The sequence below is a fragment of the Enterobacter sp. EC_50 genome (genome assembly GCF_019584525.1).
Lineage (GTDB): Bacteria > Pseudomonadota > Gammaproteobacteria > Enterobacterales > Enterobacteriaceae > Enterobacter > Enterobacter roggenkampii.
In genome coordinates this window covers 1-16470 of sequence record NZ_VDAF01000026.1, presented here as the reverse complement: position 1 = coordinate 16470, position 16470 = coordinate 1, and the positions used below count along the sequence as shown (strand labels likewise).

Sequence of the window (16470 nt, the reverse complement as noted above, 5' to 3'; positions counted from 1 at the left end):
TACCGGGCCATGGCAGATTAATTATTGACTCATCACCCTTTCGGAAACACCCAAACATGCTTCTCCGGCAGCGAAAGATGGCAGTGCTGCGGATCCCGAACCTCATGCCCATACGCACGGATCACAAAATCATCCCCCACCGTGCGGAACAGGTACTCCCAGCGGTCGCCGAGGTACATGCTGGTGAGCAGCGGTAGCTCAAGCTGATTTTCCCCTGGCCCCTCAACCACCGCGACGCGCTCGACGCGGATCACCGCCGTGGCGTCAGCGCCACTCTGCACGCCTTCACCGGCCTGGCCCCACAGCACCCAGCCTTTGCCTTCGATACGCGCTCTGCCGTCGCGCACGTCGGTGACCTTGCCGTGCAGGCGATTGTTGCTGCCCATAAATTCGGCGGTAAACAGCGTTTTCGGTGAGCCGTACATCTCCTGCGGCGTACCCTGTTGCTCAATTTTGCCGTTGTTCAGCAGCAGGATGCGGTCGGAAATGGACATCGCTTCGTTCTGGTCGTGCGTCACCATCAACGCGGACAGCCCGAGCTTGATAATCAGCTCGCGCAGGAACACGCGGGCTTCTTCGCGCAGTTTGGCGTCGAGGTTAGAGAGCGGCTCGTCCAGCAAAATCACCGGCGGGTTGTAGACCAGCGCCCGGCCAATCGCCACGCGCTGCTGCTGCCCACCGGAGAGCTGATGCGGGTGACGTTTGCCAAGATGGCCCAGACCCAGCTGGTCCAGCACGTCCTGCACGCGCTGCTGGATCTCTTTGGCCGGGACTTTGCGCAGCTTGAGCGGATAGGCCACGTTCTCAAACACGGTTTTGTGCGGCCACAGGGCGTATGACTGGAATACCAGCCCCAGGTTACGCTCTTCCGCCGGGACCTCGCTGCGCGGCGTACCGTCGTAAACTTTATTGTTGCCAATCACAATCGACCCCTGGGTCGGTTTTTCCAGACCCGCGACGGCGCGGAGAAGGGTGGTTTTACCGCTGCCGGAGGGGCCTAACAGGGAGACCACTTCGCCGCGCTTCAGGTTCATGGAGACACCTTTTAAAACAGGATTGTCGCCGTAGGTTAAGTGCAGATCGTCAACCGCTAATTCAATCATGTATTTTCACTCCGAAACGAAGGGCAATGCCCAGACCTACCACGACCAGCAGGATATTAATGAAAGAGAGCGCCGCCACGATATCAATGGCGCCTGCGGCCCAGAGGGAAACCAGCATCGAGCCGATGGTCTCCGTGCCGGGTGAAAGCAGGTACACACCCGTTGAGTATTCGCGTTCAAAGATCAGGAACATTAGCAGCCACGAACCGATCAGGCCGTAGCGGGAGAGCGGGATGGTGACGTGGCGGGTGATCTGCCCGCGCGTCGCCCCGGTGCTGCGCGCCGCCTCTTCAAGCTCCGGCCCTACCTGCAGCAGCGTGGAAGAGATAAGCCTCAGCCCGTAAGCCATCCACACCACGGTATAGGCCAGCCAGACGCTGAAAATGGTGCTGCGCAGCGAGCGTAGCCAGACGATGACGTTTTCACGCATCCAGTCGGTCCAGGCAAACCCGGAAAGCCAGCCGGATTTCAGCGAGTTATCCAGCCACATCGGCAGGAACAGGAATACCCACAGGAACGCCAGACCCGCCAGCAGGCCAGGCACGGCGCGCGGTACCAGCACGCTGTAGTCCAGGAAACGCGTGGTATTGTCCGGCTTGCGGTGCATGGCAATGCCGACAAACAGGTAGCACACCACGGCCAGCGCGCCGCCAATGACGCCAATCGCCATGGAGTTGACGATGGCGCGCAGCAGGTTGGGCTGCGCCCAGATGGTGCGGAAGGTGTTCAGAGAAAGCTCGTCCCACAGCGAAACGCCCACGCCCCAGTTGGAGATAAACGCGCGCAGCACCACGCCGAGCAATGGAACGCCAATGGTGACGGTGAGCCAGAAGGCAATCACCGCGCCAGCCACCCAGCGCCATTTACCCAGCGGCAGCGCGCGGGCCTGCGAGGCCTTGCCCTTCATGGTGACGAAGCGGTTGGCGGTGCGCATCAGGCGACGCTGGAGCATCACCAGCGGGATGGTGATGCAGATCAGCACCACGGCAACCGCCGCCATCAGGTTATAGGATGGGGTACCCATCTTGTTCGTCAGCTTATAAAGATAGGTCGCCAGCACCATGTTGCCTTCCGGATCGCCGAGGACCAGCATCAGGCCGAACACTTCCAGCCCGAGGAAGAACAGCAGCACGGTGGCGTACAGAATAGACGGGCGCACCATCGGCAGGCTGACGGAGGTCATCACCTGCCAGGGCGACGCGCCCGCGGTGCGCGCGGCTTCTTCCACGTCGGAGCCCACGCTGCGCAGCGCTGACGAGATATACAGATAGGCGTGCGGGACGTGCGTCAGGCCGGCAATGACCACAATGCTCGACATGTCGTAGATGTTCCACGGCACAAAGCCAATCAGCGCCTCAGCCCACTGGGAGAGAAAGCCCACCGGACCGGCGGCCACCACGTAGCCGAAGCCCAGCACCATCGGTGAAACGAAAATCGGGACCAGGATCAGCGGCTCAATAAGCCGGCGGCCGGGCAGGTCGGTACGCACCATCAGAAACGCCAGCACGCCGCCCAGCGGGATAGAGATAAAGACCAGCCCGAAAGCCAGAATAAAGCCGCTTTTCAGGGCCTTATAAAAATCGGGGTCGGTGAAAATAAAATCAAATGATTCAAAGCTCCACTCTTTTGACGGCGAAAAGAACGGCGCGGACAGGAAGCTCTGGATCACGATAAACGACAGCGGCGTGTAGATAACCAGTGCGGTTATCAGCACGACGATGCCTCGCGGCAGGCTTTGCCACTTTCTGCGTAATGTATTCATGGGGTATCCCTGGTGTTGCAGCCCAGAAAAACGAACTCAGTCGATAAGGGAGCGCGGCGGCCAGCGCCGCGCTCAGACGCTTATTTACCGGCGGCGGTGCGCCACTCTTTGATGTACTCGAGGCGTTTTTTCGGCTGCAGGTATTCCAGCAGCGTTTCATCAACCGGGATCGGCTTCAGCGCGTTGCCGAGGATTTTGGTCAGGCCGTCGATATCATTTTTCCCTTCGATATCGTTACGAATGGAGGGAATGTCCGCCTGGTTGGCCAGAATGCTTTGCCCTTGTTCAGAGAGCACGTAGTCCAGCCACAGCTTCGCGGCATTGCTGTTTTGCGATTGCTGGCTGATGAACGACACGCGCGACAGCACCAGGGTGTAATCCTTCGGATAGGAGATGCCGAGTGACGGATCGTTCTTCGCACGCGCTTCCGCGTAGGAACCGAGGATGTTGAAGCCAATCAGGTTTTCACCGGAGGAGACGCGCTCCATCATGGTGCCGGTAGACGACTGCACCGACAGGCCCCCTTTGGCGACGTCGGCCAGGGTCTTAAAGTAGTTCGGATCGGCGTTGTGATCCTGCACCGAGAGCATAAAGCCCAGACCCGATTTTTCGATGTCGTAGGTGGTGACTTTGTTCTTGAATTTGTCCGTCTGGCTGGCAATCAGCTTCGCCAGCGCGGCGTGAGAGTCCGGCACGTCGCCAGCCGGGATCAGACGCTTGTTGTAGATGAAGACCACCGGCTCATAGGTGGTGCCGTAGGCCTTATCTTTCCAGACCGCCCATTTCGGCAGCTGGCTTTGCTCCGGAGATTTGTACTCCATGGCGTAGTCGGTGGCGAGCTTCAGGCCCGTGTCCATCGAGGAGCTCCAGACCACGTCGCCGCTCACGCCGCCGGAAGCCTGTTCGCTGATGAAACGGTTGTACAGCTCGGTGCTGTTCATGTCGTTGTATTCGACTTTAATGCCCGGGTAGGTTTTTTCGAAGCCCTGGATCAGCGGGCCGGCAGCTTTGATGTCGGTGGTGGAATAGATGACAACCTTGCCCTCTTTCGTGGCGGCATCAACCACTTTTTGATACTCAGCAGGATAACCCTGCGGCAGGGCAGACAGTGCAGAAGCAGAGAACAGTACGGTAGCGGTAAGCAGAGAAATTCGGAACGTGTTCGACATTATAGTTAACCTTTTAGTTACATTTGAGGAACTAATTGTCAACATAGCGTAAAGCGCGCCTCCGACAATAGGGAGGCGAGGGCAATGATTCCGAAGTGTGATTGTCGCCGTCGTTTCAGCAATTAACACCATAAAATCCGCGAACGTTAGCCAACGAACGGTTGCGGATTACGGTTTATCGGGGGCTTTGCGGTATAACCGGCGAGGATGACCAATATTGCCGTACAGCATTTCAATGCTGATTAACCCACTCTCCACGCAGTATTCGAGGTAGCGACGCCCCGTGGTTTTGCTGATCCCCACGTTTTCCACCACCTCTTCAACCGACATCGCGCTGTCGGGATGCTCGGCGAACAGGCGTTTTATCCGCTCCAGCGTCTGGGGTTCAATGCCCTTTGTGGATGGCGTTACGGAGGCTTCCGCGGCAGGCAGATGAAACAGGCGATCCAGCGCATGCTGGTCGACCACCTTCACCTGCTGTACGGTGTGGATGAAGCGCATAAAACGCTCCAGCGAGGCGTGCAGGCGCTGGAAAAAGACGGGCTTGATGAGGTAGTCAAACGCGCCGCTGCGCATGGCGTGGCTGCAGGTCTGCATATCGCTGGCGGCGGTGATGAAGATCACCGAGCATTCGTAGCTTTTCAGCAGCGGGTTATCGATGAGCTCCACGCCTTTACCGTCCGGGAGATAGTTGTCCAGCAGGATAAGCCGCGGCTGATGCTGACGAATCAGGCTGCATGCCTGCTCAATCGACGCGGCGATGCCCACCACGCGCAAATGAAAATTCTGCTCGATATACTCGCGATGCAGCTCTGCCAGGTGCGGCTCATCTTCAACGATCACAACATCAAGTGCTCGGGTCATGCTTTAGCCCATTCGGAATAAACACAGAAAAAATGGTCCCTTGTGGCGTGTTGTCGGCAATCTCAATGCTGCCGCCAGCCTTGTCGATATATCCTGCCACCAGATACAGGCCAATACCGTGCTCGGTACCCACAATGTCGTTTTCACGTTCCGGCTTGCTGCTGAATCCCTGGCGGAAAATATGCGGCTTCATCGCATCCTCCACCCCGCAGCCCCGGTCGGCCACCTCGATCAGCAGCTCCTGGTTACGGTCAGAAATGTAGAGTTCCACCGGCGCGGGGACCGGGGCCTTAAGGGTCGCGTCCACCGCGTTATCCAGCAGGTTACCAATAATAGACATCAGCTCCGTTTCGTTGAGCGTGACTGGCATGCGGGTGAGCTGGCAGGCGGGATCAAACAGCAGTTCGATGCCTTTTTCGCGGGCGCTGACGTATTTTCCGAGCAGCAGCCCGCACAGCGCGGGAGAGGAAAAACGGGCGGAGACAAAGTCCAGCACGCGCTGCGCGCCTTCGGACTGCACCTGAATATAGCGAATCGCCTCGTCATAGTGTTTCATCTGCAGCAAGCCCACCAGCGTGGCGGTCCAGTTCAGCTGCTCGTGGCGCATAATGCGCAGGTTATCCGCATAGCGCTTGATCTGACTGAGCTGGCTGCTGAGGGTGTTGATGTCATTTTTGTCGCGAAAGCTGTATACCCAGCCGCTTTCAACGCCGGGTTCGACCTCAATCGCGACGCGGTTGACGATTACCTCCCGCTGGTTCAGCACGGCAATCTGGTCGTGGCTACCGCTGCTCACCGAGGCGTAGCGCTGGGATAAAAAGCCCGGCGACGTCTGCAGAACGTCTTCCAGCGGTTTGCCGATAAGCGCTTTTTCACTTTGCCGGATATCCAGCATTTCTCGTGCGGCGCGGTTAATTAAAATCAGCTGCTTCTCATCATTGACGGCAAATACCCCCTCATACATGGCTTCTAATAGCGCGCGCTGCTGCAAAACCAACTGAGCGATATCTTTCGGCTCCAGTCGGAACATCTGTTTTTTGAGATTGCGGGTAAACAGCCAGGAGAACATAAACAGCAGCAGCAGAAGCCCCGCGCCGTACAGCCCGGACTGCCAGAGAATGCGGGCATTAATATTGGCAATATAGGAGGTCAGATAGCCGACCGAGACAATACCAATCACCTGGTGCTGCGCGTTAAAGATCGGCGCTTTGCTGCGCAGTGAAACCCCAATCCCCCCCTGGCGCACGGAAATAATGGTTTTGCCCTGTAATACCTCCGCATTATCCCCGCCGATCATCGGTAAATTTATGCGTTCCGGGGATTCCGAATGATAAAGGTGCTGTTCCTCGGTATCGCCAATCACAATGTAGCTGGCATCGCTTTGGGCGCGCAGCGGCTGAATTAACCGGGCTATCCCCGGAATATCTCTGGCCGCGACCATGGCCGCCAGACCCGGCATCAGCGCGATCTGGCTGGCCTGCACCCGGGCGCGCTGGCCGAGATCGTGATGGAGCTGCCGGTCAATAAAATGAAACAGGATCGTTCCCAGCAGAACTAACAGCAGGCAGGAGAAGCACACCAGCGCTAAAAACAGCTTTACCTGAAATGAGAGTCTGCGTTTCATTCAACCTGCGGATGTTATGTAAAAGTGACATTTCCCGAGCCTGACATGGGCAAATAGCGGACGCAATCTGGCAAGAAAAGAGTTGTGACCTGGCTTTTCGTTTTCGGCGTTATAGCCATCAGGATCCTGTCAGGCTATTCTTCATTCAGCACGATAATAATTACAGAGGCAATGTCATGGATAAAGAGCTACTGGATGCGGGTTACCGGGCCTATACCGGCGAGAAAATTGACGTCTACTTCAACACCGGGATCTGCAAACACTCCGGTAACTGCGTGCGTGGCAGCGCAAAGCTGTTTAATCTGAAACGTAAGCCGTGGATCATTCCCGATGAAGTGGACGTTGAAACGGTTGTACGCGTGATTGATACCTGCCCGAGCGGTGCGCTCAAGTATCGCCAAAAATAAGCGAGGAACCATGGATATTCTGGAAGGCCATAACAAGTTTTACGTGAATGATGCGAACAGCAACCAGGTCGCGGAGATTGTCTTCGTGCCGACCGGCGAGCACCTGAGCATCATTGAGCATACCGATGTGGATGAGAGCCTGAAAGGGCAGGGCGTCGGTAAACAGCTGGTGGCGAAAGTGGTGGAGAAGATGCGCGGTGAGAATCGCAAAATTATCCCGCTGTGCCCGTTTGCGAAACATGAGTTTGATAAAACGCGGGAATATGACGACATTCGGGCGTAACTCACACCGGCGATGGCCGGTGTTTTTTTATCTCACCTGCTCAAGCAGCAATACCATCGCGATCAGCACCATCAACCCTCCCGATGCCCTGCTCACCAGACGGGCCGCCCGTGGCCGGGTCGCCAGCACCGCTTTCGAACCATACCCCACCAGCAGATAGACCAGGGTACAGGTGATAAGGTGCATCATCCCAAGCGCAGACATCTGCATCGCTATCGACCAGCTTCCGGTTGGGTCTGTAAACTGCGGAAGCAGGGCCAGGAACAGCAAAAAAACCTTCGGGTTAAGGCCGCTAATGCAGAGTCCTTTCAACGCCCACTGCGTCCAGTTACCCGCATGCTGGATGGCCTTTTCCGGTGCGGCCGGGTGACGCAATAACGTTATGCCAAGCCACAGGAGATAAAGGGCTCCCGCCACGGTCAGCCCGGCTAACGCCAGCGGATGTTGAGCAATCAATACCCCCACGCCTGCCACCACAATCAATGTGGCTAGCAGATGCCCGGACATCAGCCCCATCACCGCCGGGACCACGCGGCGGCCGTTGATTCCGGCGCTAATAGCGTAGGCCCAGTCGGCCCCCGGGGTCATGATGAGCAGAAACGAAACCACCCAAAAGCCGGCCACAATACTCATTTCCATCGTCCTGAAATACTCACGCAGTGCGTTATACGTTGCGAAAAAGAATATCGCTAACACTGCGAAATAGGCTTTCAATGTTATGCTCATAACACGCTGAAAATGAGAAAATCTTCCACATGGATAGCATCGATAGAAAAATTCTTGCTGAGCTGCAGTCTGACGGCCGCCTGTCGCTTACCGAACTGGCTGAGCGGGTGAATCTGAGCCTTTCGCCGTGCCATCGTCGCGTGCGGGCGCTGGAGCAAAGCGGGGCCATAACGGGATACCGTGCCAGCCTCGACCCCGCCAAAATGGGGTTTAACTTCCTGGCGATAGTGTTCGCGACGCTGAAAGAGGGTGACCGCAAGGCGGTCAGCGCGTTTGAAGAGGCGGTGGAAGAGATCCCGCAGATCGTGCTGGCCCAGCGCCTGTTTGGCGATCCTGATTATCTGATGCACGTCGTGACCCGCGACCTTTCCGCTTTCCAGAAGCTCTACGACGAGAAGCTCTCCGCTATGCCCGGCGTGCAGCATCTTCGCTCAACGCTTGTCATGAAAACGGTGGTGCAGGACAGGCCTTTTCCGCTGTAAGCAGGAGGCCGGGGTTGAATGGCCTGCCCGGCAGCGCGCCGGGCAGGAAAGGGAATTAGCCGACAAACATCACCGACACGCACAGCACCCCGACAATCAGCGTCAGCAGGTTGCCTATGGAACGGTACTGTTTCAGGGAGGGGATCAGATACGTCGACAGCGTCGGCATGATAAACAGGATCATGGCGATAAGCGGGCCGCTGATGGCGTAAATCATCGAAATGGCGTTCGGGTTAATGCAGCAGACGGCAAAGGTGATTAACGACACCCCCATGATGGAAATCGCGCGGTTAAAGGCGCGGCTCTTTTTCACGCCCACCTGGTTCAGCGACGACTTCACGATCTCCGTCGCCCCTTCAATCACCCCAAAATAGGTGCCGAGAAACGATTTCGACATCGCAATAATCGCCACGACAATCCCGGAAATCCCCAGCCACGCCGGTGAAGAGGGCATCATCGACAGCGCGGACAGGATCGTCACCCCTTCCTCTTTGGCGGCCACAATGTACGACGGCGGAATAGAGAGCAGGCAGCTGAAGACAAAGAACAGCACGCTCAGGCAGATAATCAGGTATGCCACCTTCATGATTTTCTTGCATTTAGCCATGGCCTCGTCCCCGAACTTCTCGCGGCGGTCAACGGCAAACGTCGAGATAATCGGCGTGTGGCTGAACGCAAACACCATCACCGGAATCGAAATCCAGACCTGGTGCAGCGTATGGCGATCGACGGCCATCTGGCTGGTCAGCAGCGAGGGTTGCCAGCTGCCGATCAGGTAGAGCGAGACAAACAGGAAATAGGCGATCAGCGGAAACACCAGGAAGCCCATCACTTTTATCGTGATATGCCGTCCCATCAGGAAGATCAGATTCAGGACCAGCACCACGCCCAGGCTAACCAGCACGCGAACGGTGGTGTCTACCGTCAGGTGTTTTGCCAGCTGCTCGGTTAACGAGTTGGTGATGGCCACCGCATAAATCTGCACCACCACAAAGAAGGCGATGAAATAGAGCGTGGTGATCAGGTTGCCGATCTTCCTGCCGTAATAGTGCGAAACGGCGCCGGTGATCCCTTCGTTGCCTTTCGTTTTCGACGACAGGATAAATTGCGCCAGCGCTTTGTGCGGCCAGTAGGTTAAGGGGTAGGCCACGAGGGCGGTAATAAACAGGACGATTGCGCCTGCGGAGCCCAGCTGAATGGGCAGGAAGAGCGTTCCTGCGCCCACGGCCGTGCCGTAGAGAGCGAAACTCCAGAGAGTCTCATCTTTTGACCAAATTTTCGACATTAGAGCAACGTATCAACTATCAAACCATCAGAATGGCGTGCAATTTACCATAGTTATGCCTTAAGAGCGCAGTTGCTTCGACGACGTCGGGCCGGAACGGGCGTCCGGCCAGAGGCGGTTCAGCCTGCCAGGGCGCGTCGTTGCTGGCGGCGCTTAAGAAATTTCTCACGCAGATTATCGTACGCCCAGTTATAGAACATGGTGTACGGCAGGAAGAACAGGAAGAAACCTATTTCCAGTGTGAATGCCTGCAGCAGAGTGACGCCCAGCACGGCGGCGACAATCGCCACGCCAATCACAATAAAGCCGCATTCGAACCCCAGCGCATGCAGCGCACGCACTTTTGCCGTACGTTTGACGCGCTGAACAGGCCAGAAACGGTCGAAGCCGACGTTATAAATAATGTTCCACAGCATGGCGGTGGTGGCCAGAATAATGGTCAACCCACCCATTTCCACCACGGAACGCTGCATCAACCACGCCGCGGTAGGGGCGAGGATCGCCGTCGCAATCCCTTCAAAACAGACAGCATGAAAGATCCGCTCCGGCAGTTTACGTTGGAGTGCATCCTGATGTTGCATAGCGATAGACCTCGTTAATTCGCCAGTATGGGCGTTGATGTGGCCTATTTTTATCGCTAAAGCTGATATATTAAAGATAGTATCCATCGTAAAAGTAGATAGGTTATGCGCTATTCACCCGAAGCCCTGACCGCGTTTGTCGAGACCGTTGCAGCAGGCTCTTTCTCTGCGGCCGCACGCCGGCTGCGTAAAAGCCAGTCGACGGTCAGCACGTCCATTGCCAACCTTGAAGCCGATCTGGGATTTGAGCTGTTTGACCGTTCGGCCCGCCAGCCGGTGTTAACGGCCCAGGGGGAACAGGTGCTGGGCTACGTGCAGGCTATTCTCGCCGCCAGCACGCGGCTGGATGAGCTGGCGGTGTCGCTCACGGCGCAAACGGAGGCGCGTCTGACGTTTGTCCTTTCCGATACCCTCAACCCGGACGTGCTGGAAGAGATGATGAAGCAGTTTGACGCGCGCTTTCCCCATACGGAATTCGAATGTCTGATTGGCGAGGAGGAGGACGTGATCGATCTGCTGCAAAAGGAGCGCGCGCAGATTGGCCTCACCGAAGCGCGAGACGGTTATCCTACGGATATCGGCGCCATCCGGCTGCCGATGCAGACCCGCATGGCGATCTATGTCGCGACCACGCATCCGCTGGCCGGGCAGGATGACGTTCAGCGTGACGAGCTGCACGGCTGGAGGGAGCTGCGGCTGAGCACCTATCTTGAGCGTGAGGCGGAGATCGCGCGCGGGCCCGTCTGGTCAGCCCCGAATTACCTGTTACTCTTGAGTATGGCGGTACAGGGATTTGGCTGGTGCGTCTTGCCGTGCGCGCTGGTGGAGGAATTTGCCGCCGCGAAATCCCTGGTACAGCTCAATGTTCCCGGCTGGCCGCGGGCGATTGGCATCGATCTGCTGTGGAATAAACGATCCCCTCCCGGCGTTGCCGGAAGCTGGCTGCGGCAGTATCTGCAGGATGCACGCTGATCCTTGTGATTAAACTCACTATTTTTAAACAATTAAGATAATTGCCAGTAACAATCCTCTACTATCGTCATGTCATTTAACACAGAGGTCGTGATGAAAGATGTCGTAATAGTGGGTGCGTTGCGTACAGCTATCGGCTGTTTTCAGGGAGCGCTCGCGCGTCACTCGGCGGTTGACCTGGGCAGCGTGGTGGTGAAAGCGCTGGTAGAACGTAGCGGGATCGCAGCACATGAAGTTGATGAGGTGATTCTGGGACAGGTCCTCACGGCCGGTGCCGGGCAAAACCCTGCGCGACAGGCGGCGCTGAAGGGCGGACTGCCCAATACCGTCTCCGCTATCACTATCAACGACGTCTGTGGTTCAGGATTAAAAGCGCTGCATCTCGCGACGCAGGCCATTCAGTGTGGTGAGGCGGACGTAATCATTGCGGGCGGGCAGGAGAATATGAGCCGCGCGCCGCACGTCCTGACCGACAGCCGTACCGGCGCACAGCTGGGTAACAGTCAGCTGCTCGACAGCCTGGTGCATGACGGGCTGTGGGATGCCTTCAACGATTATCATATGGGCGTAACGGCGGAAAACCTGGCGCGCGAGTACGGCATCAGCCGTGAGGTGCAGGATGCCTATGCGTTAAGCTCGCAACAAAAAGCGCGTGCGGCGATTGATTCCGGCCGTTTTCGCGACGAAATTGTCCCGGTCAGCACGCAGCGTCAGGGGGGCGAGGTTATCGTCGTGGATACCGATGAGCAGCCGCGCACCGACGCCAGCGCTGAAGGGCTGGCGAGGCTGAATCCTGCGTTTGAAATGCAGGGCTCGGTCACGGCGGGAAATGCCTCTTCCATTAACGACGGCGCCGCGGCCGTGATGATGATGAGCGAAAGCAAAGCCCTTGAACTCGATCTCCCCGTGCTGGCCCGCATTAAGGCATTCGCCAGCGTGGGCGTTGATCCTGCGTTAATGGGGATCGCGCCGGTCTATGCGACCCGTCGCTGTCTGGAGCGTGCGGGGTGGCAGCTTTCTGATGTGGATCTGATCGAAGTGAACGAAGCCTATGCCGCGCAGGCGATCTCTGTCGGAAAAATGCTGGAGTGGGATCCGCTGCGGGTCAACGTAAACGGTGGGGCGATCGCACTGGGGCACCCGATCGGGGCGTCCGGCTGCCGGATCCTGGTTTCGCTGGTCCACGAAATGAGGAAGCGCAACGCCCGCAAAGGGATTGCCACGCTCTGTATAGGCGGCGGACAAGGGGTGGCGCTGGCCATTGAACGCTAATTTTTCCTCATTAAAAAAAGACCTCCTCCGGGAGGTTTTTTTTATCGTGATCTTTATCTCCCGACGGTTTTAGCGTGATCCGGGCATCAATTCCGCGATAAACAAAAATAAAAATGAAACGTTGTTTTAAATATAATTGAAAAGCCCACTCTATGCCGATAGTATGTGCTCATCATGTAAAACGGAACGCTGTTTCGTTTTACTTCCCGCCTTCGGGCATGACCACATCTGGAGGTTACCGTGGACGTCAGAGAAAGCATCCACAGCGCGCACGCCAAAACGCTGGATACCCAGGGGCTGCGCAAGGCATTTTTAGTCGAGCAGATATTCGAGGCTGACAGGTACACCATGGTTTACAGCCATATCGACCGCATTATTGTGGGCGGCATTATGCCCGTCACGAAAACCGTCTCCGTGGGCAGCGAGGTCGGTAAACAGCTGGGCGTGAATTATTTCCTCGAACGTCGCGAGCTGGGGGTGATTAACATCGGCGGGCCGGGCACCATCACCGTAGACGGACGGTGCTATGAGATTGGCCATCGCGAGGCGCTGTACGTGGGTAAAGGGGCGAAAGACGTGGTCTTTGCCAGCATCGACGCCAGCAGGCCTGCGAAATTCTACTACAACTGCGCGCCGGCCCACGCCACCTGTCCAACCAAAAAAGTGACCCCGGCAGACGTCGCGCCCGTGACGCTGGGCGACAACCTCACCAGCAACCGCCGCACCATCAATAAATACTTCGTGCCGGACGTGCTGGAGACCTGCCAGCTCAGCATGGGGTTGACCGAACTTGCGCCGGGCAACCTGTGGAATACCATGCCGTGCCATACCCACGAGCGCCGCATGGAAGTCTACTTCTACTTCAACATGGATGAGGACGCCTGCGTGTTCCACATGATGGGACAGCCGCAGGAAACGCGCCATATCGTGATGCATAACGAGCAGGCGGTGATTTCGCCGAGCTGGTCTATTCACTCCGGCGTAGGGACAAAAGCCTACACCTTTATCTGGGGAATGGTGGGTGAAAACCAGGTCTTTGATGATATGGACCATGTTGCGGTCAGCGATCTGCGCTAGTCGCGGGCAGTGACGCATAAACCTGCCTGTGAGTGACAGGCTCTGAAAGAGTAAGGAATAAACATGATTCTGGATGCATTCTCTCTGCAGGGGAAAGTGGCGGTGGTTTCCGGGTGTGACACCGGGCTGGGTCAGGGGATGGCGTTAGGCCTGGCGGAAGCGGGCTGCGATATCGTCGGAATTAATATCGTTGAACCGACGGAAACCCTCGAGCGCGTGACGGCCCTGGGCCGCCGCTTCCTGAGCCTGACCGCCGACCTGCGTAAAATCGATGCCATTCCTGAACTGCTGGATCGCGCGGTGGCGGAATTCGGTCACATCGACATTCTGGTCAACAACGCCGGGCTGATTCGCCGTGAAGATGCGATCAATTTCAGCGAGCGCGACTGGGACGACGTGATGGATCTGAACATCAAGAGCGTATTTTTCATGTCCCAGGCGGCGGCAAAGCACTTTATTGCGCAGGGGAACGGCGGCAAGATCGTGAATATTGCCTCCATGCTCTCGTTCCAGGGCGGTATCCGCGTGCCGTCTTACACCGCCTCCAAAAGCGCCGTGATGGGCGTGACCCGCCTGCTGGCAAACGAGTGGGCGAAACACAACATCAATGTGAATGCGATTGCGCCGGGTTACATGGCGACCAACAACACGCAGCAGCTGCGTGCGGACGAGCAGCGTAGCGCGGAAATCCTCGACCGCATTCCGGCGGGGCGCTGGGGGCTTCCGGGCGATCTGATGGGGCCGGTGGTCTTTCTGGCCTCGTCCGCATCGGACTATATCAACGGCTACACCGTGGCGGTCGATGGCGGCTGGCTGGCGCGATAGCCCGCATCGGGTCTGGACCTCTGCTTTTGGGCAGAGGTTTTTTTTGCTTAAAAATTGTCAAAATCCATATGGATAAACACGGAAAATCCATACTAAAAAGTCATGAACGACAGCCATCACACTTTTAATCTTTAAAAATTAGATGATTAGTAAAAGCATGTGATTATTCAGCGTTAGTTGAAATTGTAATGTCCATCACAGAACGCTATGTCGCAGCGAAATAATCCATATCTTCACCTTTTCCCGCCTGACACTTTTTCTCGCTATCTCGTAATTTCACTTAACGAATTTCACTGTTCAGGCAGGAAAATATGACATCTATAAATGACTCTACCCTAATGCCCGCTGCGCTGCGTGATACTCGCCGCATGAACCAGTTTGTCTCTATTGCCGCCGCCGTGGCGGGCCTGTTATTTGGACTGGATATTGGCGTCATTGCCGGTGCATTGCCCTTTATTACCGATCACTTTACCCTGAGCAGCCGCCTGCAGGAGTGGGTGGTGAGCAGCATGATGCTCGGCGCGGCCATCGGCGCGCTGTTCAACGGCTGGCTCTCGTTTCGCCTGGGGCGCAAATACAGCCTGATGGCCGGGGCGATTCTTTTTGTCGCCGGCTCCATTGGCTCCGCCTTTGCCGCAAACGTTGAGGTTCTGCTGCTTTCCCGCGTGCTGCTGGGCGTGGCGGTGGGGATTGCCTCCTACACGGCGCCGCTTTATCTCTCCGAAATGGCGAGCGAGAACGTGCGCGGGAAGATGATCAGCATGTATCAGCTGATGGTCACGCTCGGTATCGTGCTGGCGTTCCTGTCTGACACCTACTTCAGCTACAGCGGCAACTGGCGCGCAATGCTTGGCGTGCTGGCGCTGCCAGCGGTGGTGCTGATTGTTTTAGTGATTTTCCTGCCGAACAGCCCGCGCTGGCTGGCACAAAAAGGGCGCCACGTGGAGGCGGAAGAGGTGCTGCGCATGCTGCGCGATACCTCCGAAAAAGCCCGCGAGGAGCTGAACGAGATCCGCGAAAGCCTGAAGCTCAAGCAGGGGGGCTGGGCGCTGTTTAAAATCAACCGCAACGTGCGCCGGGCGGTCTTCCTCGGCATGCTGCTGCAGGCGATGCAGCAGTTCACCGGCATGAATATCATCATGTACTACGCGCCGCGCATTTTCAAAATGGCCGGGTTCACCACCACCGAACAGCAGATGATCGCCACCCTGGTGGTCGGGCTGACCTTCATGTTTGCCACCTTTATTGCCGTATTCACCGTGGACAAGGCGGGCCGCAAACCGGCGCTGAAAATTGGCTTCAGCGTGATGGCGCTCGGCACGCTGATCCTCGGCTACTGCCTGATGCAGTTTGATAACGGCACGGCTTCCAGCGGACTCTCCTGGCTTTCTGTCGGGATGACCATGATGTGTATCGCAGGTTACGCGATGAGCGCCGCGCCGGTGGTGTGGATCCTGTGCTCCGAAATTCAGCCGCTCAAATGCCGCGACTTTGGCATCACCTGTTCCACGACCACCAACTGGGTATCGAACATGATCATCGGCGCGACCTTCCTGACGCTGCTGGACGCGATTGGCGCAGCGGGAACGTTCTGGCTCTATACGGTGCTGAACGTGGCATTTATTGGCGTCACGTTCTGGCTGATTCCAGAAACCAAAGGCGTGACGCTGGAACACATCGAGCGCAAGCTGATGGCCGGGGAGAAGCTGCGGAATATTGGTGTGTGACCGGATTGCCTGTTTACATGTTTAACCTATGCCGGAGGTGGAAAGGGAGATTAATCACAATCATAACGTGATGAAACTCACTACTAACTCTGGCAGGGGGAGTCAGATAATGGTGTTTAGAATTAGGATTTTTCTTAATCTATTGTATTATTGAGCCACAGCGATCAATGAACAAAGATGCGTAGCATCAAGAGAAAGGGAAGGTGCGAATAAGCGGGGAAATTCTTCTCGGCTGACTCAGTCATTTCATTTCTTCATGTTTGAGCCGATTTTTTCTCCCGTAAATGCCTTGAATCAGCCTATTTAGACCG

16 protein-coding genes are annotated in these 16470 nt (G+C 56.6%); 8 read left to right on the top strand and 8 right to left on the bottom strand.

The genetic code is table 11. The features are described from left to right. Window positions 1–32: 32 nt before the first annotated feature. The 5 genes from FHC48_RS19080 to FHC48_RS19060 all read right to left on the bottom strand — a co-directional run bounded on the left by FHC48_RS19080 (window position 33) and on the right by FHC48_RS19060 (window position 6522). Window positions 33–1103, bottom strand: coding sequence for an ABC transporter ATP-binding protein (locus FHC48_RS19080; RefSeq protein WP_045415635.1), 1071 nt, complete (start codon window positions 1101–1103; stop codon window positions 33–35). After that, a complete protein-coding gene (locus FHC48_RS19075) occupies window positions 1096–2865 on the bottom strand; it encodes an iron ABC transporter permease (protein ID WP_023294491.1) in 1770 nt (589 codons plus the stop codon). Before FHC48_RS19075 ends, FHC48_RS19080 begins: the two co-directional genes overlap by 8 nt. A gap of 80 nt (window positions 2866–2945) precedes the next feature. Then, complete coding sequence (locus FHC48_RS19070; RefSeq protein ID WP_023294490.1) at window positions 2946–4034, bottom strand: ABC transporter substrate-binding protein; 1089 nt, start codon at window positions 4032–4034, stop codon at window positions 2946–2948. Between the two features lie 168 nt (window positions 4035–4202). Next, window positions 4203–4898: a response regulator gene (locus FHC48_RS19065; protein ID WP_023294489.1), complete on the bottom strand. Its 696-nt coding sequence runs from the start codon at window positions 4896–4898 to the stop codon at window positions 4203–4205. Continuing rightward, window positions 4882–6522 carry a sensor histidine kinase gene (locus tag FHC48_RS19060; RefSeq protein WP_048961952.1) on the bottom strand — a complete coding sequence of 547 codons (1641 nt, stop codon included), beginning with the start codon at window positions 6520–6522 and terminating at the stop codon, window positions 4882–4884. The genes FHC48_RS19065 and FHC48_RS19060 overlap by 17 nt, the downstream gene beginning before the upstream one ends. 176 nt (window positions 6523–6698) lie before the next feature. On the opposite strand from FHC48_RS19060, the gene yjdI reads away from it, so the two are divergent. Both yjdI and FHC48_RS19050 read left to right on the top strand, forming a co-directional pair. Next, complete coding sequence (gene yjdI, locus FHC48_RS19055; RefSeq protein ID WP_008499689.1) at window positions 6699–6929, top strand: 4Fe-4S mono-cluster protein YjdI; 231 nt, start codon at window positions 6699–6701, stop codon at window positions 6927–6929. A gap of 10 nt (window positions 6930–6939) precedes the next feature. After that, window positions 6940–7212 (top strand): GNAT family N-acetyltransferase, encoded by a 273-nt coding sequence (locus FHC48_RS19050; protein WP_059364539.1) that lies wholly within the window; start codon window positions 6940–6942, stop codon window positions 7210–7212. Between the two features lie 27 nt (window positions 7213–7239). Here the strand turns inward: FHC48_RS19050 and FHC48_RS19045 are convergent, their stop codons facing one another. Further along, on the bottom strand, window positions 7240–7851 hold the full coding sequence (locus tag FHC48_RS19045; RefSeq protein WP_059364543.1) for a LysE family translocator: 612 nt from the start codon (window positions 7849–7851) through the stop codon (window positions 7240–7242). 116 nt (window positions 7852–7967) lie between these two features. On the opposite strand from FHC48_RS19045, the gene FHC48_RS19040 reads away from it, so the two are divergent. Beyond that, window positions 7968–8420 carry an Lrp/AsnC family transcriptional regulator gene (locus FHC48_RS19040; protein ID WP_021242030.1) on the top strand — a complete coding sequence of 151 codons (453 nt, stop codon included), beginning with the start codon at window positions 7968–7970 and terminating at the stop codon, window positions 8418–8420. A 55-nt stretch (window positions 8421–8475) separates the two neighbouring features. Here the strand turns inward: FHC48_RS19040 and FHC48_RS19035 are convergent, their stop codons facing one another. Beyond that, window positions 8476–9705, bottom strand: a complete 1230-nt coding sequence (locus tag FHC48_RS19035) for an amino acid permease (RefSeq protein ID WP_023294484.1) — start codon at window positions 9703–9705, stop codon at window positions 8476–8478. A 119-nt stretch (window positions 9706–9824) separates the two neighbouring features. After that, the gene (locus FHC48_RS19030) at window positions 9825–10286 is read right to left on the bottom strand and encodes a multidrug/biocide efflux PACE transporter (protein WP_059364545.1); all 462 of its coding nucleotides are present in this window, start codon (window positions 10284–10286) and stop codon (window positions 9825–9827) included. Window positions 10287–10391: 105 nt separating this feature from the next. Between FHC48_RS19030 and FHC48_RS19025 the strand changes: the two genes are divergently transcribed. The 5 genes from FHC48_RS19025 (at window position 10392) to FHC48_RS19005 (ending at window position 16159) form a co-directional block, all read left to right on the top strand. Then, window positions 10392–11258, top strand: coding sequence for a LysR family transcriptional regulator (locus FHC48_RS19025; RefSeq protein WP_021242027.1), 867 nt, complete (start codon window positions 10392–10394; stop codon window positions 11256–11258). Window positions 11259–11351: 93 nt separating this feature from the next. Further along, window positions 11352–12530 (top strand): acetyl-CoA C-acetyltransferase, encoded by a 1179-nt coding sequence (locus tag FHC48_RS19020; RefSeq protein WP_059364547.1) that lies wholly within the window; start codon window positions 11352–11354, stop codon window positions 12528–12530. A 240-nt stretch (window positions 12531–12770) separates the two neighbouring features. After that, on the top strand, window positions 12771–13607 hold the full coding sequence (gene kduI / locus FHC48_RS19015; RefSeq protein WP_059364549.1) for a 5-dehydro-4-deoxy-D-glucuronate isomerase: 837 nt from the start codon (window positions 12771–12773) through the stop codon (window positions 13605–13607). Window positions 13608–13670: 63 nt separating this feature from the next. Further along, window positions 13671–14432 carry a 2-dehydro-3-deoxy-D-gluconate 5-dehydrogenase KduD gene (gene kduD / locus FHC48_RS19010; RefSeq protein WP_008499679.1) on the top strand — a complete coding sequence of 254 codons (762 nt, stop codon included), beginning with the start codon at window positions 13671–13673 and terminating at the stop codon, window positions 14430–14432. A gap of 293 nt (window positions 14433–14725) precedes the next feature. Next, the gene (locus FHC48_RS19005) at window positions 14726–16159 is read left to right on the top strand and encodes a sugar porter family MFS transporter (protein ID WP_223825726.1); all 1434 of its coding nucleotides are present in this window, start codon (window positions 14726–14728) and stop codon (window positions 16157–16159) included. Window positions 16160–16470 lie beyond the last annotated feature (311 nt).